Annotated in this window: 21 protein-coding genes; 10 read left to right on the top strand and 11 right to left on the bottom strand. The window is 55.1% G+C overall.

Annotated elements, in window-relative coordinates; all coding sequences use genetic code 11:
- The first annotated feature begins 142 nt into the window (after nt 1–142).
- Nucleotides 143–1,081: a substrate-binding periplasmic protein gene (locus tag N512_RS23545; protein WP_051472903.1), complete on the top strand. Its 939-nt coding sequence runs from the start codon at nt 143–145 to the stop codon at nt 1,079–1,081.
- Here the strand turns inward: N512_RS23545 and N512_RS0120765 are convergent.
- Complete coding sequence (locus N512_RS0120765) at nt 999–2,042, bottom strand: alkene reductase (protein ID WP_028781552.1); 1,044 nt, start codon at nt 2,040–2,042, stop codon at nt 999–1,001. The two genes, N512_RS23545 and N512_RS0120765, sit on opposite strands and share 83 nt — an antisense overlap.
- A gap of 183 nt (nt 2,043–2,225) precedes the next feature.
- Between N512_RS0120765 and N512_RS0120760 the strand changes: the two genes are divergently transcribed.
- Complete coding sequence (locus N512_RS0120760; RefSeq protein ID WP_028781551.1) at nt 2,226–2,807, top strand: TetR/AcrR family transcriptional regulator; 582 nt, start codon at nt 2,226–2,228, stop codon at nt 2,805–2,807.
- Nucleotides 2,808–2,853: 46 nt separating this feature from the next.
- Here N512_RS0120760 and N512_RS0120755 read toward each other — a convergent pair whose 3' ends face one another.
- Nucleotides 2,854–4,428, bottom strand: coding sequence for a methyl-accepting chemotaxis protein (locus tag N512_RS0120755; RefSeq protein ID WP_028781550.1), 1,575 nt, complete (start codon nt 4,426–4,428; stop codon nt 2,854–2,856).
- A 263-nt stretch (nt 4,429–4,691) separates the two neighbouring features.
- Between N512_RS0120755 and N512_RS0120745 the strand changes: the two genes are divergently transcribed.
- Nucleotides 4,692–5,414, top strand: a complete 723-nt coding sequence (locus tag N512_RS0120745) for a YebC/PmpR family DNA-binding transcriptional regulator (RefSeq protein ID WP_028781548.1) — start codon at nt 4,692–4,694, stop codon at nt 5,412–5,414.
- A gap of 74 nt (nt 5,415–5,488) precedes the next feature.
- Here N512_RS0120745 and hpf read toward each other — a convergent pair whose 3' ends face one another.
- Nucleotides 5,489–5,845, bottom strand: coding sequence for a ribosome hibernation-promoting factor, HPF/YfiA family (gene hpf, locus N512_RS0120740; protein WP_025010928.1), 357 nt, complete (start codon nt 5,843–5,845; stop codon nt 5,489–5,491).
- A gap of 349 nt (nt 5,846–6,194) precedes the next feature.
- Here hpf and N512_RS0120735 point away from each other — a divergent pair, with 349 nt between their 5' ends.
- From N512_RS0120735 to N512_RS0120725, 3 genes are read left to right on the top strand one after another with little or no spacing between them, the layout of a single operon-like run.
- Nucleotides 6,195–6,497, top strand: a complete 303-nt coding sequence (locus tag N512_RS0120735) for a DUF3649 domain-containing protein (protein ID WP_028781547.1) — start codon at nt 6,195–6,197, stop codon at nt 6,495–6,497.
- 1 nt (nt 6,498) lies between these two features.
- The gene (locus N512_RS23540; RefSeq protein ID WP_051472902.1) at nt 6,499–8,106 is read left to right on the top strand and encodes a PepSY-associated TM helix domain-containing protein; all 1,608 of its coding nucleotides are present in this window, start codon (nt 6,499–6,501) and stop codon (nt 8,104–8,106) included.
- The gene (locus N512_RS0120725; RefSeq protein WP_028781546.1) at nt 8,103–8,426 is read left to right on the top strand and encodes a DUF3325 domain-containing protein; all 324 of its coding nucleotides are present in this window, start codon (nt 8,103–8,105) and stop codon (nt 8,424–8,426) included. Before N512_RS23540 ends, N512_RS0120725 begins: the two co-directional genes overlap by 4 nt.
- 82 nt (nt 8,427–8,508) lie before the next feature.
- Here N512_RS0120725 and N512_RS0120720 read toward each other — a convergent pair whose 3' ends face one another.
- Nucleotides 8,509–10,071, bottom strand: coding sequence for a S8 family serine peptidase (locus tag N512_RS0120720; protein ID WP_028781545.1), 1,563 nt, complete (start codon nt 10,069–10,071; stop codon nt 8,509–8,511).
- Between the two features lie 342 nt (nt 10,072–10,413).
- Here N512_RS0120720 and N512_RS0120715 point away from each other — a divergent pair, with 342 nt between their 5' ends.
- Entirely contained in the window at nt 10,414–10,857 is a 444-nt protein-coding gene (locus tag N512_RS0120715; RefSeq protein ID WP_028781544.1) for an OsmC family protein, read from the top strand.
- 101 nt (nt 10,858–10,958) lie between these two features.
- Here N512_RS0120715 and N512_RS0120710 read toward each other — a convergent pair whose 3' ends face one another.
- Entirely contained in the window at nt 10,959–14,225 is a 3,267-nt protein-coding gene (locus tag N512_RS0120710; protein WP_028781543.1) for a S41 family peptidase, read from the bottom strand.
- Nucleotides 14,226–14,359: 134 nt separating this feature from the next.
- A complete protein-coding gene (locus tag N512_RS0120705; RefSeq protein ID WP_025010933.1) occupies nt 14,360–14,674 on the bottom strand; it encodes a monooxygenase in 315 nt (104 codons plus the stop codon).
- Between the two features lie 206 nt (nt 14,675–14,880).
- Here N512_RS0120705 and N512_RS0120700 point away from each other — a divergent pair, with 206 nt between their 5' ends.
- The gene (locus N512_RS0120700; RefSeq protein WP_025010934.1) at nt 14,881–15,219 is read left to right on the top strand and encodes a winged helix-turn-helix transcriptional regulator; all 339 of its coding nucleotides are present in this window, start codon (nt 14,881–14,883) and stop codon (nt 15,217–15,219) included.
- Nucleotides 15,216–15,680: a ribosomal maturation YjgA family protein gene (locus N512_RS23535; RefSeq protein ID WP_081737225.1), complete on the top strand. Its 465-nt coding sequence runs from the start codon at nt 15,216–15,218 to the stop codon at nt 15,678–15,680. The genes N512_RS0120700 and N512_RS23535 overlap by 4 nt, the downstream gene beginning before the upstream one ends.
- Here N512_RS23535 and N512_RS23530 read toward each other — a convergent pair.
- From N512_RS23530 to N512_RS23525, 5 genes are all read right to left on the bottom strand, one after another.
- On the bottom strand, nt 15,619–16,452 hold the full coding sequence (locus tag N512_RS23530; RefSeq protein ID WP_025010936.1) for a substrate-binding periplasmic protein: 834 nt from the start codon (nt 16,450–16,452) through the stop codon (nt 15,619–15,621). The two genes, N512_RS23535 and N512_RS23530, sit on opposite strands and share 62 nt — an antisense overlap.
- Nucleotides 16,453–16,722: 270 nt before the next feature.
- The gene (locus tag N512_RS0120685; protein ID WP_028781541.1) at nt 16,723–17,193 is read right to left on the bottom strand and encodes a cupin domain-containing protein; all 471 of its coding nucleotides are present in this window, start codon (nt 17,191–17,193) and stop codon (nt 16,723–16,725) included.
- Between the two features lie 104 nt (nt 17,194–17,297).
- Complete coding sequence (locus tag N512_RS0120680) at nt 17,298–18,143, bottom strand: hypothetical protein (RefSeq protein WP_028781540.1); 846 nt, start codon at nt 18,141–18,143, stop codon at nt 17,298–17,300.
- Nucleotides 18,140–18,691 (bottom strand): sigma-70 family RNA polymerase sigma factor, encoded by a 552-nt coding sequence (locus N512_RS0120675; protein WP_051472901.1) that lies wholly within the window; start codon nt 18,689–18,691, stop codon nt 18,140–18,142. Before N512_RS0120675 ends, N512_RS0120680 begins: the two co-directional genes overlap by 4 nt.
- 167 nt (nt 18,692–18,858) lie before the next feature.
- Nucleotides 18,859–20,760, bottom strand: a complete 1,902-nt coding sequence (locus tag N512_RS23525; protein WP_081737227.1) for a vWA domain-containing protein — start codon at nt 20,758–20,760, stop codon at nt 18,859–18,861.
- Between the two features lie 372 nt (nt 20,761–21,132).
- On the opposite strand from N512_RS23525, the gene dauA reads away from it, so the two are divergent.
- Nucleotides 21,133–22,929 carry a C4-dicarboxylic acid transporter DauA gene (dauA, locus tag N512_RS0120665; RefSeq protein WP_028781538.1) on the top strand — a complete coding sequence of 599 codons (1,797 nt, stop codon included), beginning with the start codon at nt 21,133–21,135 and terminating at the stop codon, nt 22,927–22,929.
- The last annotated feature ends 80 nt before the right edge of the window (nt 22,930–23,009 follow it).

Genomic DNA, 23,009 nt, shown 5'->3' with positions numbered 1-23,009 from the left:
TCCAGATATAACAAACAAAAACAAACAATTTCGTAGCATTTGGTAACGTTGCAATTACATAGGGATTTATGGGATGCTGACGACACCTGCAGCTTTCTTTCAGCATTTTTGGGTTCCAAGCCTCTGATATGAAGGGTCAAATATGAAACTGACTTGGGTATTTGCTCTGCTGTTTCTGCTACAGCCATGGCTGGCTTGCGCCAACTGTAATCCAGCATCCCCTTCGACTTCTGAACCGGCGGTACCGCTACATCTGACACTGACCAATGATCCCTGGCCCCCTTTTATTGAGGCCGATGGCAAAGCTGGTTTGGCACTGGAAATAGTTCAGAGCGCCCTGGCGGTTCACTGTTATCGCTTGCAGGTGGAGTTAAAGCCCTGGGCCAGGGCACTGAGGTCGGTTAAAGAGGCCAAAACCGATCTGCTGCTGGCCACCTGGCATACGCCGGAACGAGAGCAAGTGCTGCTGTTTTCCGAGCCCTATCTGCAAAATCGCCAGCGTTTCATCAAGCGCCGTGGCGATCCCTTTGAATACACAGATCTCGACAGCCTCAAGGGGAAAAGAATCGGCGTGGTACGCGGATACAGCTATCAAACCGGTTTTCGCGCCGCGAGCGATTTTATTCGCGTGCCCAACAACAGTCTGGAGTCCAATCTGAAGATGTTGGCAGTGGGTCGTCTGGATTTGACTCTGGAGGATGAGATTGTCGCCACAGATACATTCTGGCGTCTGCAACAGGAAGATAGCTTCGACTTTACCGGTCCGCCACTGGATATCCGCAACCTGCACCTGAGCACCAGTCGCCTTCATCCCCATGGTGCAGAGTTGATTGCCGAGTTCAATCAAGGGCTGGAGACAATCAAAAAAAACGGCGAGTATGCCAAAATACTCGCCAAATATGGGGCAATTCTACAAGGACGCCAGGCGCCGCCAATACTGCATCTCGATGGCGCCATGGCTAAGCGGGTTAAGGGGATTCTGGCCGGAATGCCCTGTTTCAGTCGAGAGTGGCCAGCATCTCATCCGAGTAATCCTGCAGGCTCTCGCCGCTGCGAACCTTGGCGATATAGTCAGGGTTAGCAATAAAGGGGCGGCCTATAGCGACTAGGTCAAAACGCCCGGCAGCAATCGCCTCGGCAGCCGTTTCCGGGCTGTAACCACCCACACCCACCAGATTTCCCTGGTAGTGGCGGCGCATGTAGTCCGATACCCGGCCATCGAGGAAGTCGAAGCGCATGTTGTCGTCAAACATGCCCTCATGCAGATAGGCCAATCGGCGGGAGCCAAGCTCGGCGAGCAGATAATCGAATACCTGGCGGTCACGGGGATCGGCACTCATATTAAAGTATGCCCCGGGTGACAAACGCAGCGCCGTGCGATCTGCACCTATGGCGGCTATGGTGGCATCCACTACTTCCAGGGCAAAGCGGCTCATGTTTTCAGGCGTTTGACCGTACTCATCTTCACGTCGGTTGCTGTCGTAATGCAGGAACTGATCGATGAGATAACCGTTGGCACCGTGGATCTCAACGCCATCGAAACCGGCCTCAATGGCGTTTTCTGCCGCCTTGGCGTAATCACGCACCAGTTCGGCAATCTCGGCCTTGCTGGCCGCCTTTGGGGTTTGGTAACTCAGCTCGCGCATTCTCGGCACTGTACCTTCAACGCCCACAGCTGATGGTGCCAACACATGCTCACCATTAAAGAAGTGCGGATGCGCGACCCTGCCTGTGTGCCACAGCTGGGCAAAAATCTTACCGCCCTTTTCATGCACGGCATCTGTCACCCGGCGCCAACCGGCAATCTGAGCCTGGGTAAAGAGCCCAGGAGTGTTGGGATAGCCCTGCCCATCCGGGCGAATGATGGTGGCTTCACTGATGATCAGCCCAGCCTCGGCGCGGCGGGCGTAGTAAGCCAACATGGCATCGGTCGGCACCAAATCGGCATCGGCCATACAACGGGTGAGCGGCGCCATCATAAAGCGGTTATTAAGTGTGATGCTGTCATTGAGACGATACTGTTCAAACAAGTTCTGGTACATGGTTCCTGCCCTTGGCGAGTTAACGGCTCAGTCACTGGCATTCGCCTTATTCAGAGCCTGAGGAGCTGAGCCCCTATTTGAATGTTCGTTCAAGATAAAGATTGTTGAATGATCATTCAAGACTTTTTTGAACAAATATTCAAATTGCAGTAAACTCGGCGCATCACAGTGGGAAATCATCTTATGAGAAACGCCGAATTCGATCGCGAGAAAGTGCTGCGCAGTGCCATGAATGCCTTTATGGCCAAGGGTTACAGCAAGACGAGTATGCAGGATCTGACCCGGGCAACCGGCTTGCATCCGGGGTCTATCTATTGTGCCTTCGACAATAAGCACGGGCTGTTTCTGGCGGCGATTGATCAGTACCATGCCGATCGCGAGCAGCAGCTGCAGGGCTTTTTCCCGGCCGAGGGTTCACGACTCGAGTGCCTGCGGCGTTATCTGGACAACATAGTCAGCGAGTGCCTCAGCTGTGATGCCAGCCAGGCCTGCCTTTTGGTCAAGGCTTTGAGCGAAGTAGGTGAGCAAGATCTGGCTGTACAACAGAGAGTGAGCCAACATCTACAGCAATGGCAAACGGCGTTGCAGCAGATACTGCAGCAGGCCCAGGTGCAAGGTGAACTGGCCGCCGATAAAGATCCGGCGCAGCTGACCCGGTTTCTGATGATGGGTATTTATGGCCTGCGCACTTATGCCCATACTCATCCGAGCGCCGATGAACTCAGTGCCCTGGCCACAGAGCTGTTTGAGCATCTGAGTCTCTGAGCCGGCCGCGAGCCTTGAGAGCCCAAGACGCAGTCGCACCGCAGCATCACTGGGCCTTGAAGCCTATCCGAAAGCCACCCCAGTGTTTGCCCTTAACATAGATGGGCACAGAGAGATCGTGCATCACCTCACCCGTGTCACGCTTATAGGTCTGCAGCAGCACCGGCTCTGTGTGCTGGCCACAGCGGATCCCAGTTGGGTCGTTGAACAATCTCTTGGTGCGGTTTTGCAGCATATCCCGCTCCCTATCACCGGTCAGCGGCTGGCAAAAACGCTGATTGTGAGTCGGAAAGTAGCCCTTCTTATCGACCGCACCGCCGTAAATCACCTCCCGGTGACGCTCCAGTATTGGCTCCTGCAAGGCCGGAAAGTGCTTGTCGGTAAAACCGTCAAAGGCGGTGTTGTATTTGGGTGGCTCTGTCGCCGCTATCGGCCGATATTGCGGCGAAAACAACTGCTGCTCAGTAAACTTGCCTTCCGCCAACCCTTGCTCCAACGCTTGGCCGCAAGCCTTGGCGGCCTGCTGCGCTTCTTTGAGAATAAGCTGATCGAAACTGCCGGTATCCCAATGCGAAAGCGCCCGGAACATTCCCTCTGTGGTCTGCGACAGCCCAAAGGCCTGACGGGAGATCTGCTCACTGCGACGACCTGTATCTGTCAGCGACTCGCTGATATGGGTAATGGCATTGGAAATATCCGCCGTAGTGCCGCGATATTCACGTAAAGCCGCCTCAATCTGCTCCAACGCCTGCGCCGAGTCCTCGACACCCGAAGCGATACTGTCAAACCTCTGCTCCAATGAATTCATGGCATCCACGGCGCCGGCCGTTTGGCTAACCACCTGATTCATTAGCTGTGAGGTGCCATCGGTCAGCTCTCTAATTTGAGTCAACATGGCGGCAATGTTCTGGGTAGCCTCTGCGGTCTTGGCCGCCAAACTGCGCACCTCATCGGCCACCACGGCAAAGCCTCTACCCGCCTCTCCGGCCCTGGCGGCTTCAATGGCGGCATTGAGCGCCAACAGATTGGTCTGGGCGGCAACACTGTCAATCACTTCGGTGATTTTGCCTATGGCATCGGCCTGCGCCTTGAGTTGCCCCACGCCGGAGGCGGCCTTGTCGACATCCTGACTCAAGGCTTCAACCGCACGAAAACCACTGGCGGCATACTGGCGCCCTTCCATGCTGACACTGCGGGATGCCTGTGCCTGATTGAGCACCACTTCGGCATGTTCGCTCAAAGCCACGGTAGTATGGCTCAGCTGACTGGCCGCCACGGCAATTTGCCCGGCTTGCTGACCGCTGGAGTCCAGCGTGAACTTGAGTTGGTCAACAAAGTGGGACACTTCGGCAGCGCCGATAGCGATACGACTGGCATCCCGGCCCAGTTGCTGCGCCGCCTTTTCATCACCTGCGCCCTCACCGGATGCCTGCTTGGCGCCTTGGGCCACAGGACGGGAAGCCCAGCGCAGCGCCAATACAGGGCCAATAAGCGCAAGACTCCATCCAAGCAGTGAAAGCAATAGATTGTCGGCACTTAAAGCCAACTGAGCACAACCCAGCGCCAGAGCGCCGAGCAGCAACCCTGCCAGCATAGGCAAAATACGGTTTTCCTCAGACATGCAGCCTCCCTTCCTATCCTTATTGTTGGTTTGTGCCAAACAAGGGATCCTTGAGGTTTTCAGCATAACCCAAAGCACGACGCTCTGCCGAATTGGACATAAGTCTATAGTGAGGCAATGAGCTTCTGCGGCCGGAGACGGTAAGCATGATCAGGCTTGGCTTCACACTGCCGGCAGCCCAGCGGGCGGACAGGTGCATTTAGTGGGGGAAAGCTGCTAGAATCTGCCACTCTTTTTCAACGCATTGATGAGACATTGCAAAGATGGGCAGAGCATATCAAAACCGCAAGGAATCCATGGCCAAGACGGCCGCACAGAAGACCAAGGTCTACTCCCGTTACGGTAAAGAGATCTACGTGTGTGCCAAGGGTGGCGGTGTCGATCCCGACGGTAACCTGGCACTGCGGCGCCTGATTGAACGCGCCAAGAAAGATCAGGTACCGGCACACGTTATTGACCGGGCTATCGACAAGGCCAAAGGTGGTGGCGGTGAAGACTATGATACTGCCCGCTATGAAGGTTTCGGCCCGGGTAACTGCATGGTGATTGTCGACTGTCTGACCGACAACGGCAAGCGCACCTTCACCGAGGTTCGTCAGGCCTTTGTGAAGAATGATGCCAAGCTGGGTGGCCCAGGCACTGTGGCCCACATGTTCGATCACCAAGCGGTATTTGTCTTCCCCGGTGAAGATGATGAAGTGGTGCTCGAGGCTCTGATGATGGCCGATGTCGATGTTGCCGATGTCGAGTTGGAAGACGGCATGATCAGTGTCTACGCCCCCAACACCGAATTCTACAAGGCCAAGACGGCATTGCTGGAAGCCTTCCCCGAGGTCAACTTTGAGATGGAAGAGATCACTTTCGTACCACAAACCATGGTGGAAGTGTCCGGTGAAGATGTCGCCCAGTTCGACAAGTTTATTGCCGCACTGGAAGACTGTGATGACGTGCAAAATGTCTATCACAACGCCGAGATCATTGAATAAGACCAAGGCTTTGAAACATAAAAAGGGACCATCTGGTCCCTTTTTATTTCTGCGTCAAAGTTAATGCACTTGAATTAACGCAGTTCCATTTCCTGGATGATCTCGTGGGCAATTTCCGGGGTGGTCACCTCGGGTTTTTCATGAAGATCGGCCTTGAGTTGCCCCTTTCTGTGCTTGAGCGCCGCTTCCAATTTTTTGCCTGCTTCGGCGATGGCCGGATACATGACTTCGTTCTTGCCGGAGGCCGCGACTGCCACCCCTTCGTAATTGGTTCGAATATCAACCTGATGTACGCCATGCTCTTTGGCAATGATGATGTCCAAGCCTAACAGGCTGGGGAAATGCTTGGCGATTTTGGAAAACTTCTCTTCGATATGGCTACGTACTGCTGCTGTGACTTCAACATGATGACCTGAAAGCTGAATTTTCATAGGTTTTCCTTTTTTCTGCTGATTCACTTATAGAGCTTGGGGCTTTCAGCGTAAAACACAAGGGCCAATGTTCAAATAAAGCTCGATCAGTGCCTCATTCTGCTCTTGTATGGTCAAAATTAATCCAGAGTTCATCTTGTTCCCTGTTTAGTGCTGTTTTTATCGCCGGTCTTTGGCCTGTTTTAATTCATTCAGTATTTCCAGCCCCTTCAGTATCAAGCCAACTGCCGGTTCGATACAGGCGTTATTTACAGGTAAAACACGAATGGTAATGTTTATCATTAATTATTATTAAGCTAGAATCAGCGCATCTGTTTCCCTTGGGGGTCAATGACTATCCGCAGCAATCATGAAATCTCTATCTCTGTTACAGTTTCCCAGGCGCTATCCCCAAGCCCTGACCATTATCAGCCGGGCGCTGGCATCTATTGTTGGCGGTTATCTTATCGCGTCTTTGGCCTGTGCCCTGTTGGCTGTGAGCCTGCCTATGAGCCGTATCGACAGTACAGTAAGTGCCATGATGCTGTCTTTTCTGATCTACGCCCTGGTGGTTATCAGGGTATTTTGCGTCAAACGCAGTTTGCGGGCCTGGCAAGAACTCCTGCTGCTGGCAGCCGCCTTGTTTGGCATGCTGAAACTGCTGGGGGTTTGAGATGAAAGACAGTTTTTTCCGAACCATGACCTGGCTCCACACCTGGGTGGGCCTGCTGGTATGTTGGGTGCTGCTATTGGTGTTTTTTGCCGGAACCCTGAGCTACTATCGCCATGAAATCAGCCTGTGGAATCAGCCCGAGCTACACAAGGAGGTGTTCCAATCCTACGATAACACCCGCCTTGCTGAGCAATTGAGTCAGGGCGAGGATTATCTCAGGCAGAATGCGGTCAACGCCCAGCGCTGGCTGATTGAATTCCCCACAGAGCGCCACCCCATGTTGAGTTATGGCTGGCAACAGCCGCCGGAGCCGGGGCAGCGCCGCGGCGCCTTCAGTGAACATCTAGTCAAGGCCGATAACAGCGGCTATGTGACTGAAGTGCGGGAGAGCCGCGGCGGTAACTTCTTTTACCGCCTGCATTTCGATCTGCACTATATCTCTGCCATCACGGCACGCTGGATTGTCGGTTTCTGCACCATGTTTATGTTGCTGGCGATCATCTCAGGAATAGTGATCCATAAGCGCATCTTCAAGGACTTCTTCAGCTTCCGTCCCGGCAAGGGTAGCCGTTCCTGGCTCGATGCCCATAATGTCAGTTCGGTACTGGCGCTGCCGTTTCATCTGATGATCACTTATACCGGGCTTATCACCCTGATGCTCATCTATATGCCCTGGGGCATATTGGTCAACTATGACAGTGACCGCCGGGAATTTATCAATGAAGCCCGTCCCGGCAGCAGCTTTACCCGCATAGCTACCGCCAATGAAGCCGCGCCTCAATTGCCACTGGCAAACTTCCTGCCCAAGGTGCAGCAAACCTTTGCCGAACTGCCGCTCAAGTCGGTGTCAGTGATCAACCCGGATGATGCCAACAGCCGGGTCATGGTCACTTTCAACACAGGCGAGCAGGTCACAGAACGGGAGCTGTTTATGGTGTTCAGCGGTACTGATGGCGAGCTTCTCTACAGCACAGACAATGACATCAGCGCCGCCAAGGCGACTCACGACGCCATGATGTCCTTGCACACAGCCCGTTTCTCCGGCCCCGCACTGCGGGGGCTCTTCTTCCTTCTGGGGCTGAGCGGCTGCGTGATGATAGCCAGCGGCACCTTGATGTGGGCGGTAAAGATTCGCCAGAAACAACAAAAAGCCATCAGTCAGGGCGCCAAGCCCAGCCTGGGTCTGCGCCTGGTGGAAACGCTGAACCTGATGTTTATCCTCGGTCTGCCCCTGGGTACAGTGGCCTTTTTCTATGCCAATCGCCTGCTGCCGGCCTCTTTGCCTGGCCGCAGTCAATGGGAGGTTCACAGCTTCTTTATTCTGCTGGTGATCAGTGGCTTGCTGGCTATCTGGCGCAGAGACAGAGCCATGTGGCGCGCTCAACTGGCGGCGCTGACAGCTGCACTGGCGTTCTTGCCGCTGCTGAACGCCCTGACCTCGCCAGCCAACCTGCTGAGCAACCTCGCGGCCGGTCAGTGGCAATTGGCGGGATTTGATCTGCTGGCGCTGGCCTTCGCTGCCCTTGGCTTATTTGCCTTCAAGCGTTTGGGGAGGCAGCCAATGAAACAAACGGCCAAGGCCCAAAAACTTCAGGCGGTGCGCGGATGATGATTGCACTTATTGCGTTGACTTATCTCGCCTTTGGCCTGCTGGCCATGTCCATGTTCGGTCATTTCCGTGAAACCATGGGGCGCGCTCCCAAAACTCTGGAAAGCCGCCTGCTGTATGCGGGCGGTTGGTTGGCCCTGCTGGCAAGCTTTGTGCTTTGTGGCATGGGGTATGGCTGGGGTTATGGCAGCATACTGTTTTTCGGCCTGATGACGCTGGCTGCCCTACCTGTGGTTTTGCAGCTCAGCTATCTCGGTCGCAGTCTGCCTAAAGCGCTTATGTTGGCGCCGGTTGTTTTTGTTGTGGGTTGGTTTATCTAACCAATTTTGGCTCAAACTCTGCCATGAAAAAGCGCTGCAACAGCAGCGCTTTTTAGTGCGTATCTCAAAATAGATCCAGCAATCAGCGAGGATTTTTAGGGCTCTTACAGCCTTTGCCCTTACAACCACCTGTGTCACCGCCACCGCCGGTACCACCGCCCGAGCAACCGTTGGCGGTCAGGTAATCCACTGCATCCTTGGCCTGCACCAGACCGTAACCCGTCTCATCATCACGGCCGGCAGCGCCGAGATCTTCGGCGGTGGCACGCAATGCCGCACGAATGTCACTGTTGCTGCACTGAGGGAAATGACTCCACACCAAGGCAGCAACCCCTGCCACATGAGGTGTCGCCATCGAAGTACCGTCGAAGTAAGCATAGTTACCCGCGCCGATATCAACGCTGGCATTGCTGCCAACTGCCGCCAACATGGCCGCACCATCAGTATCACTCACACCCACAGACGGAATGGCGGTAACCACCTCACCCAGAGTCCCGTTTAAGGCCCCTGGCTCATTGTTGTAGATAATGGCCGCAACACCACCGCCATTTTCGCAGGCGAGCACCTTGTCGGAGAAGGCGATATTACCGCGTTGAATTAAACACACCTTACCGGCGGCATCACACTGGCTCTCACCTGTGCCGCAGTCCGCCAGAGTACCGGCGGCGCTACCTGTAGGTGAGCCTTCCATACCTATGGCTTCGTAACCATTGCCGGCCACTGTGGCCGCAGCCACCAGCGCAGTGCCCATAGGCACGGAGGAAAGCACACCGACACCCGGGCCGGAGAGTTCAACCTGACTGGTACGTTGTGAGAAATCCGCATGCTGCTTGTTGGCATCCACTGCGGCAACCGACACCACAGAATTATAAGATGCCGGATAAGAGTGACGGGTATTACCGTCGTTACCGGCGGCGGCAATACTCAGAATGCCGCGGCTGTCGGCGGCAGCAAAGGCGTTGTCCTCGGTGCGGCTCTTCAAGCTGCCACCCAGGCTCATGTTGATGACCTTGGCGCCTGCCTGCTCACACTTGTCCAGCGCGGCAACCAGGCTGGATGAGTAGCCCCAGCCATCGGCATTAAACACCTTGATAATGTGCAAGTTAAGATTGCCGTTGGGGTTTACGCCAACCACACCAACCCCATTGTTGAGTGCGGCAATCGTCCCGGCCACATGGGTACCATGATGGTTTTCATCTGTGTACCAGTTACCGGTACCGGGGTCATTGGTACCATCGACATTGTTGCCCGACAGATCTTCATGGGCCAACTGGTAACCTGAGTCTATGATACAGACCTTCATATTACCGGTCTGGGCATCGCTGAGTTGGTCGGCCTGTACCATGGGAATACCGTAAGGCACTACCTGTGAAAGCGGGAAACGTTTCACATCCGCTTCGACATATTCCACGTTGGGATTGTTGGCCAGGCCCTTGAGAGCCTGAGCCGGGATGGAAAAGGCTGCGGCGTTGTGGGCCGACAGATCCAGTTCCATTTTGGCGCCCATGGCCTTCATCTGCGCCATAGTGCCGGGGCCTTTCCCCTCCTTGAACTTAACGATGTAACGTTCGTTATCTGCAGCCTGTGCACCAACGCACAGCGCCAGGGTAACCGCTGCCGCGAGGGGCTTGTAAAATGCCTGCATAATGTTCTCCTGCAATTTGTCTTTGATCAGTATTTCGATCCATCTCGAAATATCATTTTTATTAACATTTGAAACATTGTGTTTACACACAATGTTGTTATAGCGCCGCCAGACGACAGATGCAAGACTAAAGTAGGTGGAATGACCAAAGAGATAAGACCAAAGCATTAAAGTTAAAAAACACAAATATTCAATTTAAAACAATTAGTTAATAAGAAATGACTCTTGGGTGTAATGAGAAAAATCGAGCCGGGTGGAATCGTGATGACCTGTGGCAGACAAGGGTTTGGCAAATAGGCTATAGTGGCCGCTACTTTGCAAACCGTCTCAAGGAGCATCCAATTGAGTTTTCATCTGACCGTATCCTGGCAAACCAGCCCGGCGCCCGAGGGAGAGTTCAATCGCGATCATCAAATAGACTTTGGTACAGGCCAACAACTGCTGGCATCAGCAGCCCCCGAATACAAAGGCAATGAAGCCAAGGTCAATCCGGAAGAGAGTCTGCTGGCGGCATTATCGTCCTGCCATATGCTGACCTTCCTGACCATAGCTCACTTGAAGCGCTTACCGGTAGAGAGCTACCGGGATAACGCCACCGCAGAAATCGGCAAGAAGGAGTCTGGCAAAATTGCCGTGACCCGCATGAGCCTCAATCCTGAAGTCACTTTTGCCGAAGGCACTGAGATAGATAGGGAAACACTGGAAAAGATCCACGAAAAGGCACATGCCAACTGCTTTATCGCCAACTCACTGGCGGCCGATACCGAAGTGGAAATTAATTTCTGAGCAATAAAAACGGGTGCTACCGGCCTGGGAACCACTTGGCCGATAACACCCTAACACCTGCACAGGGGATGCAAAATGCATCCCCTGTTTTTTATCACTGCTTACTTAATATCGTCCGCTTCACCCTTGGGAGGCATGGGGCGAGCATTCAATGCCGGTATGGGTTCGCGTACCAGTTCATCCTTGAGATAACTGATAGCCCGCTCGAGCTGGGCGTCTTTGCCTTTGAAGGTTGCCAGCGGCAGGTTGTCTACCTCGATATCCGGGCTGACACCTCGGCCTTCAAGCACCCAGCGACCATCGATGGCATACTGAGGGTACTCGGCAACCCGAGCCATGCCCCAGTCGGTGAGGCTGTTGCGCCCCGAGAGCCAAACCCCGGCGCCCGCCGTCTGTTTACCCACCAAGGGCGCCAGTCCCAGCGCCTTTATGCCGGCGGAGAAGGTTTCACCATCGGAATAGGTCAACTGATCCGTCAGTACCACCAGGTGGCCGCGGAACGTCTGTTGCATGTTGACATAAGGCGCGCCTGTTGTAGGTTGCCAGAAGGCCCATGCCTTACGCAGCAGCTTTTCAATGATCCAGCTGTCGATATTACCACCACGATTGCGGCGCACATCGATAACCAGACCATCCTTGTCGTAGTTGGCGTAAAACTCGCGGGCAAAGCTCTCAATATCACCACTGCCCATGGCATACAGATGCAGATAACCTATCTTGCCGTCGCTGGCCTTGGCCACCTTATCGGCATTGGCATTGACCCAATCGAGATACCTGAGTTTGGCATTGTCACGGTTGCTGATGGCCTGCACTATTACCTTGTGCTGCTTGCTGCCGCGCTTGAGTCCCAAAAGCACCTGTTTGTCGGCCTGATTACGCAGCATGGAGGTGAGCTGCGCCAGGGTAGCCAACTTACGGCCATTGATATGGGTGATGATGTCGCCATCACGGACATCGACCCCGGGGCGCGCCAGCGGTGAGGCCTGCATCGGCAATTCAGGGTCGGTGCGATAGATATGGCTTACCTTGACACCATCTTTCACCTGACTCAGACGTGCACCCAGCTCGGCGGCCTTGGGCATGTCGGGATCCTTGGCAAAGTCACCGCCGCGCACTTGAGAGTGCAGCGCATCGAGCTCACCCATCATCTGAGTGAAGATGTCATTCAGCTCATGTCTGTCGGTGAGCCGGTCCAGCAATGGCTGATATTTGGCCTTGGCGGCTTGCCAATCGACACCGCGCATCTTCTTGTCGAAGAAGGAGTCTCTGTGCATCAGCCAGGCATCTTCAAAGATCTGCTGCCACTCCTGACGCGGTTGAATGGCGAGTTGCCACTGGGATGTTTGCACCACGGCATTGCTGAGATCGCCCGGCAGTTTGTCACCCACTGGCACTATCACCATCTCTTTGGGATTGCTCTGCTTACGCAGCAATACCTTGCTCTGATCGGCCGAGAGTTGATAATCGCGCACATCATCAGCGAAGGTTTCCAACTTGGGGCTCAAAGGGTCAAACTTCACCAGCTTGAGCGCCGACTGTTTGCCTGTGATATCCCTATCGAGCAGATAGAGACCCGGGCCCAACACCTGCAGTTTCTGGTAGTTGCCCGCCTCGATGGGGACTTGCCACAGCCGCGACTTCAGGCCTTTCCAATCCACTTTCAGCTTATCGTCAGCGGCCTTTTCATCACCGGCAGCAGCGCCTTGCAGCTCGTTGGGACGTTGAAATGGGAAACGGGCATCCTGACTCAATGCCAGGGCAAATATTTGGCTACGCTTGTCAAATACGGGGCCCATGTTGCGATCGCCCCAAGGCGAAGAAGGGGTGGCCTGGAACTCACGGTTTGACAGGAAATAGAGCCACTGACCATCCGGGCTGAAGCTGGGCGAGAAAGACTCGTACTTGTCGCTGGTCAGCATCTCGCCCTTGGCGGATTCCAGTGAGTAAAGCATCACTTGGCTTCGTTGGGCACCGACTTCCGATCGAGTCAAAGCCAGGAAGCGGCTATCCGGCGACCAACGGATATCGGCATAGGGGCCAAGACCTTCGTTGTTGGTCACTATCTTCTTGTTACTGCCGTCTTTGAGATCCAGCAGCCATAAATTACCGGCATAATCATCATGTGCCAAATAACGCCCATTGGGCGACAGCTCAAGGCTCATTCTCAGTGTGTTGCCATCTTGGGTCAGCTGCTTGGCGCCAGCGCTGCCATCGGCGGGATAACGCCAGATCTCCTGCTCACCGGAAGCATCCGAGATGGCATAGACCCAACGGCCGTCATGACTCATCAGTGCGTTGCGCATTCTATGCTTGCCGTCCGAGTCCAGCTCTACCAGGCGGGAACCATCTGTAGTCGCCAGCGCCACATGGCTGCGGGCAGTGATGACCACCTTGTCTCCTGCCGGGGCCAACCTGGCACTGGTGGCAAAATCGAGCGGATCTTTAACCCAATGTTCACGCCGCTCGGGAAAGTCGGAGGCCAGACGCAGATCCAGCTTCTGCTCCTGCCCGGAAGCCAGGTCCCACATGTGAATATCGGCGCCCAGCTGGAACACTATGCGCCCGCCGTCCAGATAGGGGCTGCGCACTTCGAAATCACGATATTGAGTCAACTGTTTAAGATCTGAGCCATCGCTGGCCATAGACCAGATGTTGGCGTTGCCATCGGCATCCGAGACAAAATAGACCCGCCCCTGCCACAGCATGGGATGACGCAGCGAGCCCTGATGCTCTTTGCCCAGCCGCACGGCCTCTTTGTCCTGCCCCAGTTGATAACGCCACAGTTCGCCCATGGCGCCGCCGCGGTACACCTTGGCATTATCCCCTGTGGTTTGCAGCCCAAAGCGGGTGAAGTAGACATACTCGCCTTGTGGGTCAACCACGCCTTCTATGGCATCGGCCAGCGGCAGATCACGGGTTGTCAGGGTATCCGGGTTTACCGAACGCAGCACCCAGTAATTCGCCGGCCCTTGGGCATTGTCTGTGGCATAGAGAATTTCGCCATTTGCGGTCCAGCCCTGTAGCCGTACCTGGCTGTTTTCGAAGCTGACGCGCTTGGCTATCCCGCCACTCATGGGGATCACATAGACTTCCTGGGCACCGTCATAGTTGGCGGTAAACGCCAGCGATTTTCCATCGGCAGAGATCTTGGCATTCAACTCTTCGGCAGGCAGGCTGGTCAAACGGGCGGCCTTGTCCTGCCCGAGCTTCTGAGTCCAGATATCCCCTTCGGCAGTAAACACCAGGGTGTTGTCATGAATCGCTGGCGAACGGTAATAGCCTTGGCCCGCTTCTGCGGCGTAGGCGGCTGCACTGCCCAAAGTTCCCAATGCCAGCATACAGCAGGCCACGGAGTGACGAAGTTTCATGAATGCCTCTATCTCTGTTATTAGTCTGTTAGCGCGGTTTTGCGAGTCCAACAAGTTAGCAGAGAAAGCGGCGGGATTCAGCTGTTGCCGACGACAGAAGTTTTAGCAAATGTGTCGGCAGGCATACTGAAAAATCAAACTGATAGCGGCCAGCCGTGGGTAATTTTGCTCAAGGATTCATTCACATCGAACAGCCTGATGCGTATGTTGTGGGCGCCCATGGCCGCCACTCGTTGTGAGTGCATGCAGGCGTAAGCTTCGGCGCTGGCTTCATCTTCAAACAGATAAATGCCACCGGCCTCGCCGCTGCGTGGGTTTTCGGTCCAGATTTTGGCAATGAAACCCGGCTCCCGGGTAATGGACTCGGCCAGAGGTTTGGCCTGCTCAGTCAGGGCATCGCCCATCATTTCGGCGGGAAATTCAAAATCGATTTGCAATAGAGTGGTCATTCAACCCTCCCCTTGGTTTGCGGATTAATGTCAGGGAAGATGCAAACAAGTCATAGGCCTTGAATGCCTGTCACTGTTTTAGCCGCTCTCTTTCAAGAGAGCGCCGTGAGGACCTTCCTGATAAAATCATAAAACTGCTGCGCGTTCGCTACAAGGAGGCACAAATTGGTGGCATAGTTACCCCAAAGTAACTTGCGCCCAGCCTTATGACACTCAATCAGCAAGCCCCTCTCTGCCCGGCCTATCAGGTTCTGCGGCTGATCTGCGGCAAATGGAAGCCCGCCATCCTGTTCTTGCTGCAACAGCAGCCACAGCGCTTCAGCTACCTAAAACGGCATCTACCCGGTGTCAGTCAAAAAGTGCTGACCGCTCAGCTAAAGGAGCTGGAGCAAGACGGCGTACTTACCCGTACTCTCTACCCTGAAGTGCCACCCAGGGTCGACTATCGTCTCAGCGCGCTTGGAATGGCACTGTTGCCGCTGCTGGAGCAGATGCACCTTTTTGCCGAGCAAAACGCCGACTTGCTGACGGGAGAGACCCAATGAAACCTGTGCCCTGGTTCGATGGCTTGAAGCGCTGGCATTTTGCCTTGGCCACGGTTTTATTGTTCGGTATTGAAGTATTGATAGCCCGCTACGCCCCGCCCGGCGTCATCCGCGGGTTTATCGGCGATCTGCTGGTAGTGATATTGATGTTTTGCGCCCTTAAAGCCGTGAGCCCCTGGGCAAGTCGGCTGCTGCTTCCCTTGGTACTGGCATTTGCCTTCGCCATAGAGTTTGGCCAGGCCTTTGGCTTGGTGGATAAGCTGGGACTGGGCCATATTCGCCTGGCACGAATCGTTATCGGCAGCCACTTCGACTGGCTGGATCTGCTGGCATACAGCTTGGGTTGTTTGCTGTTACTCCCGGGTTCCATTGCGCTGTCTTTTCCGAGAAGAGCCAAGATCAAGGGGCCCGGGGATAATCCCCAAAATGAAGATCGCTCTCGACGCTCGGCGTCAAAGTGAGTCTGGCGTAGGAGATCTGCTGCCACTTACGCCGCAGCGCCGGCAGAGAGCCGTCGGCCTCCAGTGCCTCAATGGCCAGATTGAAACGCTCGAGCAAGGTTTCATCAACCGAGACCTTGCTCAACATCAGATGGATCCCGTCCTGCGCCAACACAGGTTGCAGCGCCTCCAACCGCAGTTTTTCCTGCTCACCGGCAATAAAAGGCACTGAGAGGGAGTCACCCACTACTGCATCGCCCCTGTCGTAGGCCAACATCTGTACCGCCTGGGAAGCGTTGGGGCTGATGATTAACAGCGAAGCCTGACTCAAACGTTGCTTGGATGCCTGATAGTCGGCGCCATACCAGCCGTTACCGGGCAGAATAAGCCTGAGCCTTTGTGAGAATACGTCCTGCCATTGCCGCACCTGGGTGACGGCTTGGTGCCCCTGTTTGACGAAGATACGCACCTCTTCACTGCGATAAGCCAGGCTGAAGTGAGCATAAAGCTGCCGCTGTGGCAATTTGGTGGCCCCGGCAAGCAGATCAATACGGCCGGATTTCAACATCTGATGTGCCCGCTTGGCCGGTATCGCCTCTATACTCAGCGGACACCCCACCTTGCCGCTGATCAAACGGCTGGCCTCAATGTCCAGTCCCTGCGGCTGGCCAAAAGCGTCTGTCCAGGCGTAAGGAGGCCAATCATTGTAGGCCAGTGTCAGGCCTTGCTGGCACTCTTTAGCCCATGTCGGGAGGGCAAACAGCAACAACAGCAGACAACACAGACAGCGCACGCAGACCCCCTTCGGACAATCCAAGCACTTGAGTCGGTCCAAGCCTTTGAGCCGAACAGTGACGACCGTAGATACAAGTGATGACCATAGATACATAGGTTTGAGTCAGCACCTATGCAATGGGCATGTAGCACTTATGCTGCAACTCATGTTTCAAGTATAGGCGCAAGATGACAGGGAGCAGGTTGGCACCTGCCCCAGGGGATTTGACGGTTCAAAAATAGCGGTTTAAAAGTGACGGCTCAAATAAGCTTAACCTTGTAACGCCCGCTAGCGGGTCAGGCGGTTTATCAACGCCTGATGCTCAGGGAAACGCTCAAGCAGTTCATCACGGCCGAACAGCTTGAAGTCATCGAAGGTAAAGCCAGGTGCCACCATACAACCTACCAGCGAATAGCCCGGATTATTCATTGCCGAACCAAAAATAGTGCCTTTGGGCACCAAGACCTGTGGCCGCTCACCTTTGGCCAAGTCCATCCCGAGTTGCGCCTCGGTCAGTTCACCCTGCTCGGAGAGCATATAGATGGTCAGCGACTCACCGCTGTGGAAATACCACATCTCATCGGCCGTCAGTTGATGCAGGTGGGACACTTCACCCGTCTTGAGCATAAAGTAGATGCTGGTCCACAGGTTACGGCTGTCATCAAACCGGCTGTCCGAGACGAATGAACGACCGAAATACCCGCCCTCAACATGGGGCTCAAGCTCGAGTGCCTGGATAACATCATCGGCGGTCAACATAAAAACTCCTGTTATTAAAATGAGGGCAGGCTCCCTGCCCCGTGATGGATTGAAACTGACTGGCTTCCCGATAACTCTTTTTAAGTTAAGCTCAGTCTTTAGCCTCAGTGATTCTCTTTGGCTTCGAGACTCTGCTCGAGACGCTCAAGCAAGGCTTGCCAGCGCTCGCTCTGCTCCTTATTAAGCGCTTGCGCACTCTCGGGCGCCGTATCCTGATGGATAAAGGACTGCTGCTTCAGTTGCCGCTGTGCCGCTTCTTCCATCTGGGCCGCCTCATTTGCGCTCAAGGCCTTGGCTAAAGCATCCGGCAGCGTCAGTTGATAATCTGCGGCTATGCCTCGTACCAGCACTGCCGCCTGCTCAAGTTCACCGACTTCGATGGCACTTGTCAGCAGATCCAAACGGCCGTCGATATCCCTTGGCAACGCAGCCAGAGCTTGTTGCTGCCTGGGGGCCATTCTCGCTCTTTGCTGCACAGTGTCCTCTGCCACGGCGCGATTCTTTGCGGCACGTTCTTGAGGAGGCATATCCTGTTGCTGAACAGCTTGTTCCTGAGGTGCCGCTCGCTTGGCGGTCATGGGCTGCGGCGCCGCCATAGGTTGCAGCCTGGCGGGCTGCGCCGCATCTTCAGAGCTATCTGCCTGCGGGCTGATTTCCAGACTGGCCGGAGCACTAAGCTGCGGCGCCGATGAGTTTCGCAGTTCGGGATTCAGAATAAACAGCCCTGCCACCAGCATCACAGAAGCCGCGGCGGATAGGCCATATCTGTGCTTTTGCCAGAAACCGGGCGCCGGACGGATCACCTCTGGTGCTTGGCGGCAGTTGTCCCTCGCCTGCTGCAGAATTTGCTGATCCAAGGCCTGGGGCGGCTGCTCGACAGCACCTTCACGATAGAGCGCATCTATCTGCGACTCTGACGTGGCAGCATCATCGCGTTTGTTCTCTGTCATTCAATGCTCTCCTGGGTCTTGCGCCCCAAACAGTCACGCAGGCTCTGATAGGCATAACGTATCCGGCTCTTGGTGGCCTCCAGCGTCACCCCGGCCACTTCGCTGATCAGTTGCGCCGTCAGCCCGGACTCCTGATTCAGCAAGAAGGCTTCCTTCTGCACTTGGGGCAAGAGGCCGATGCACTCCTTGAGCCAGGCGACCTGACGATTTCGCAGCAGCTCGCTATCCGGCTCGGCGGTTTGTGGGCCCAGCAGATTGGCCTGCGCATCGGGCTCATCCTCATCTATGCTGAGACTGTCGACCGGTTTAACCGCCCGCACATGGTCAATCAGCAGGTTGTGGGCTATCCGGTACAACCAGGTGGTAAACTTGGCACTGGGTTGATAACTCTGCGCCGCCTTAATCACCCGGCTCCAGGTTTCCTGATACAAGTCTTCAGCCAAGGTCATATCGCTTAACTGGCGGACAAAATACCGGTAGAGTCCGCCCTTGTGTTTAAGATAGAGGCGCTCAAAGGCCTGGGCATCTCCGGCGGCATAAGCCAGCATCCAGGTCTCATCCTCTCCACTTGGCAATCCCGTTTGCCTTTGCTGTTCCAAATTCTCTCTCCCCTGGCCGGGCCTATATATTGGCTATTGGGATGAGAGTTTGCCCCCACGCCATTGGACTGTAAACCCCAATGGCGTGACTCTGGGTCTCAGTTTTGCCTATGCCCCTATTCCAGCGGCTTAAATCCGGCGGCTGGCATAAGTTCAAGCATGGGTTCGGACATAGGTTCGGCGCTGAGTTTATCTGCCACGGTTTTGCGTCCGGGTTTAAGCGCGCCTTGCTCGGCCAAGAGTGCGGCGCTGCGAGCCAGGCTGACAAACTCATGTCGATAACCGTATGGGTCCTCGCCCTTGGCCGAATCGGCAAGCTCGGCGACCTGACGCCAGTCAAAGTCATGCAGATACACTGAGCCGTTAAGCAGTTGCCCAAGCCCGGCTACCGCCGCGGCAAAGCGCAGATCATCACTGGCGAGCGCAAGCGACTTTTGGGCCGAGTCCAGGCGAATGGCATGAGTATAAAGCTGACTCTTGCTGTCTTTGCTGCTGTCACTCAAGGGTGGTTTAGCTCGCAGTTTCAGATAGCCAAGCTCTTCACGGCTATATTTTTCCTTGCCGCTGACAGGGTCGCGACCATAGCGCAATGCATCGTTGGCCAGATTATGTGAATCCGTAAGGCTGAGCTCATACAGGGCCGTCACCACATGCCCTGCGCCCATTTCGGCGGCGTCGACCTTATCGTTGTTGAAATCCTCCCGCTTGAGGGCGCGGTTTTCATAGCCGATGAGGCGATACTCGGCCACCAGCGCCGGGTTGAACTCAAGCTGCACTTTGACATCCGACGCTATGGTCAGCAGGGTGCCGCTACGCTGCTCCACCAGGATTTTGCGGGCCTCATTGAGGGTATCGATATAAGCGTATTGGCCATTACCCTTATCCGCCAACTGCTCCAACATGCTGTCGCGGTAGTTGCCTAGGCCAAACCCCAGAGTCGTCAGGCCTATCCCCTGCTGCTTTTGTTGTTCAACCAGCGCCAGCAGCTCCTTCCTGCTGGTCAGGCCCACATTGAAGTCGCCGTCGGTGGCCAGCAGAACCCGATTTACCCCGCCACTGATAAAGTGCTTGCGGGCCAAACGGTAAGCTGTTTGGATACCTTCGCCGCCGTTGGTGCCACCGGCGGCCTTAAGCTCAGCCAAAGCGGCGTCTAAGCTCTCGCTATCGGCGCCATTGATACCGTCCAGTACTACGCCGGCCTCACCGGCGTAGACGACTATCGACACCTTGTCCTGTGAGGTGAGCGTGTCGCTGAGCATTTTGATGGCCGATTTCAGCAGCGGCAACTTGTCCTGCGATGACATGGAGCCGGAAACATCCAGCAAGAACACCAGGTTGGCGGCGCCTATCTGACTGGCCGGCACTTCATAGCCCTTAAGCCCGATACGCAGCAGCATCTTGTCTTCATTGTAAGGCGACGGTGCCAGCTCAGTACTGATGGAGAAAGGCTCGCCTTTGTCCGGCTGTGGGTAGTTGTAGTCGAAATAGTTAATCAATTCCTCGACTCTCACCGTGCCTTTGGGGGGCAATGTTCCCAGGTTGATACTGCGCCGCATCAGGCTGTAACTGCCGCTGTCCACGTCGACGGAAAAGGTCGATAACGGCGTTTCGCCCGCCACCATGATGCCGTTGGCGATATACACCTCCGAGCCATTGGCAAGCACTGTGGCGCTGGGATAATTCACATCCGCCAGAGTCAATTCAGAGGGCACGCTCAAGCTTCTTGGCTGGACACTCGGCTTGTACAAGGCCCACGGCGATGCAGCGGCGCTGACGGCTAACTTCTGGGCTTGCGCATGGGTGACAGCGTTCGCCATATCCTGCCCGGGGTCTTTGCTTGGCAGTACCTCTGTTTCAACCTCAGGGAATTGAGCCTCGCTCGCTTGATTGGCGACCTTGGGTGGCTCATGGGACTGCTGTGGCTGGCAAGCGGCCAACCCCAAACTGCCAACTAAGATGGCCAACAGGCTAAGATGATACCGGCGCCCGGCAATGGCGGCGCTTTGATTTATCCTCATCTTCCCTTTCTGATTTACCTTGCACTTGCCAGGCAACATTATCGCCTTCATAACATTTCTCCTTATTCGGCTGTTGTTATTGCAAACGGGCAGTAGAAGCAAAAGGGTTATTGAGCCCCCAATAAATCTTGCCAATAAGCCAAAGCGCTGTTGGATGATGGCGGAGAAACACCAAGCGACCAAGGCAGAGAAAAAGAGATGGGGAAACGTGAGAAGCACAACCCCTTCGACCAAACACACTTTTAGCTCAAAAAAAAGCTTAAAATTTAGCTTTTGAGTTACACATCACACAAGATGCCTTTGCAGAAGCCTAAAATAGCGGCTCTTTTTTCCCGGTCACAAGCCGGTTCGATTTTCTGGAGCCCTGTCGACGTGCCTCACATAAGCAATTTCAGAACCCAACTCTTTTCTTTGCGCCTGGGCCATGCCCTGCGTGAAGTCATCGCCAAGGAAGGCTATAGTGGAAAGCACTTTGGCCAGGATCTGATGGCCGGGGTCACTGTGGGGATTATCGCCATTCCGTTGGCCATGGCATTGGCTATCGCCAGTGGCGTAGCCCCTCAATATGGTCTCTACACCGCTATCATAGCCGGCTTTATCATCGCCATCACCGGCGGCTCACGCTACTCAATCTCTGGCCCGACCGCCGCCTTTGTGGTGCTGCTCTATCCCATAGCCCAGGAGTTTGGCCTCGCCGGCCTGTTGATGGCGGGGATGATGTCAGGCGTTATCCTGATAGCCATGGCGCTGCTGCGCCTTGGTCGCCTGATCCAATATATTCCCCAGTCAGTGACGCTGGGCTTTACCGCCGGGATAGGTGTGGTCATCGCAGTTTTGCAGCTGAAAGACTTCTTCGGCCTGCCCATAGACAGCATGCCGGAGCAGTTCGGTGAAAAACTGCAGGTGCTGGCACTGGCGCTGCCACAAACCGATTTTCCCAGCTTAGTGGTGGCATTGGTCACTCTGGCTGTAATGTTGTTATGGCCAAAACTGAAATTGCCGGTGCCGGCGCATCTGCCGGCCATCATTGTCGGCAGTCTACTGGCTTTGCTGCTCGGCAGTTTGGGGCTTGAAGTAGAAACCATAGGCAGCCGCTTCCATTATCTGTTGCCCGATGGCAGCCAAGGCCATGGTATTCCACCCTTCCTGCCGAGCTTTGAGTGGCCTTGGTTGCAGCCTGGGCCGGATGGCGAACCTCTGGGGCTTTCCTGGCAGATGGTAAAAGCGCTGGCTCCGGCTGCCTTTGCCATCGCCATGTTGGGCGCCATCGAATCCCTGCTTTGCGCCGTAGTACTCGATGGCATGACAGGCAAGCGTCACAGCGCCAACAGCGAACTGCTTGGCCAGGGGATAGGTAATATAGTGGCCCCATTCTTTGGCGGTATCACGGCTACAGCTGCCATTGCCCGCAGCGCGGCCAACGTCAAGGCCGGAGCCTTTAGCCCGGTATCGGCGATTATCCACTCCTTGGTGGTACTCCTGGGGCTGGTGGCACTGGCCGGCTTACTGTCCTTCTTGCCGATGGCTGCCATGGCGGCCTTGCTGCTGGTTGTAGCCTGGAACATGAGCGAAGCCCCCAAGGCCTGGCAACTGCTAAAAACCGCGCCGCGCAGCGATATCTGGGTATTCTTAAGCTGTTTTTTCCTGACTGTGGTGTTCGACATGGTGATCGCCATCTCCTTCGGGATCATGCTGGCGGCCCTGCTGTTTATGAAAGAGATCGCCGAGATGACCCGTCTCTACGATATCAGCAACAATAAGCGCTACATCGACCGCCCACTACCGGACGACTGGGTAGTACTGAAGATCAACGGGCCACTGTTTTTTGCCGCCGCTGAGCGCATTTTCGCCGAAATCGCGCAGATGACCCAGGATAAGCAAGTCATAGTGCTCTATATGGATGGGGTGTCCATTCTCGATGCCGGTGGTATGGCTGCGTTGAACAAATTGATACGCAAATGCCAGAGCAACAATACCCGTCTGCTGGTTGCCGATCTGCAGTTCCAGCCCATTAGAACACTGGCCAAGGCCAAGGTTCAGCCTATCGAAGGTGTGCTCAAGTTCTATCCCACCTTGAGAGAGCTGATTGAAGAGCAGGTACCGCAGATAAACGTCGATTCCACGGCACCGGACTCAAGCGCTACCGCCAAGGAGAAACCCGCCCAATAATTTGGCAACGCCGAGCTCTTTTTCTGCCTGCGCCCGGAGTTATCCGGGCGCTTGTTTATCCCGCCGGCAACAGACATGGC

It is taken from the genome of Shewanella sp. 38A_GOM-205m (genome assembly GCF_000518445.1).
Taxonomy (GTDB): domain Bacteria; phylum Pseudomonadota; class Gammaproteobacteria; order Enterobacterales; family Shewanellaceae; genus Shewanella; species Shewanella algae.
This window is presented reverse-complemented; position numbering and strand designations above follow the sequence as displayed.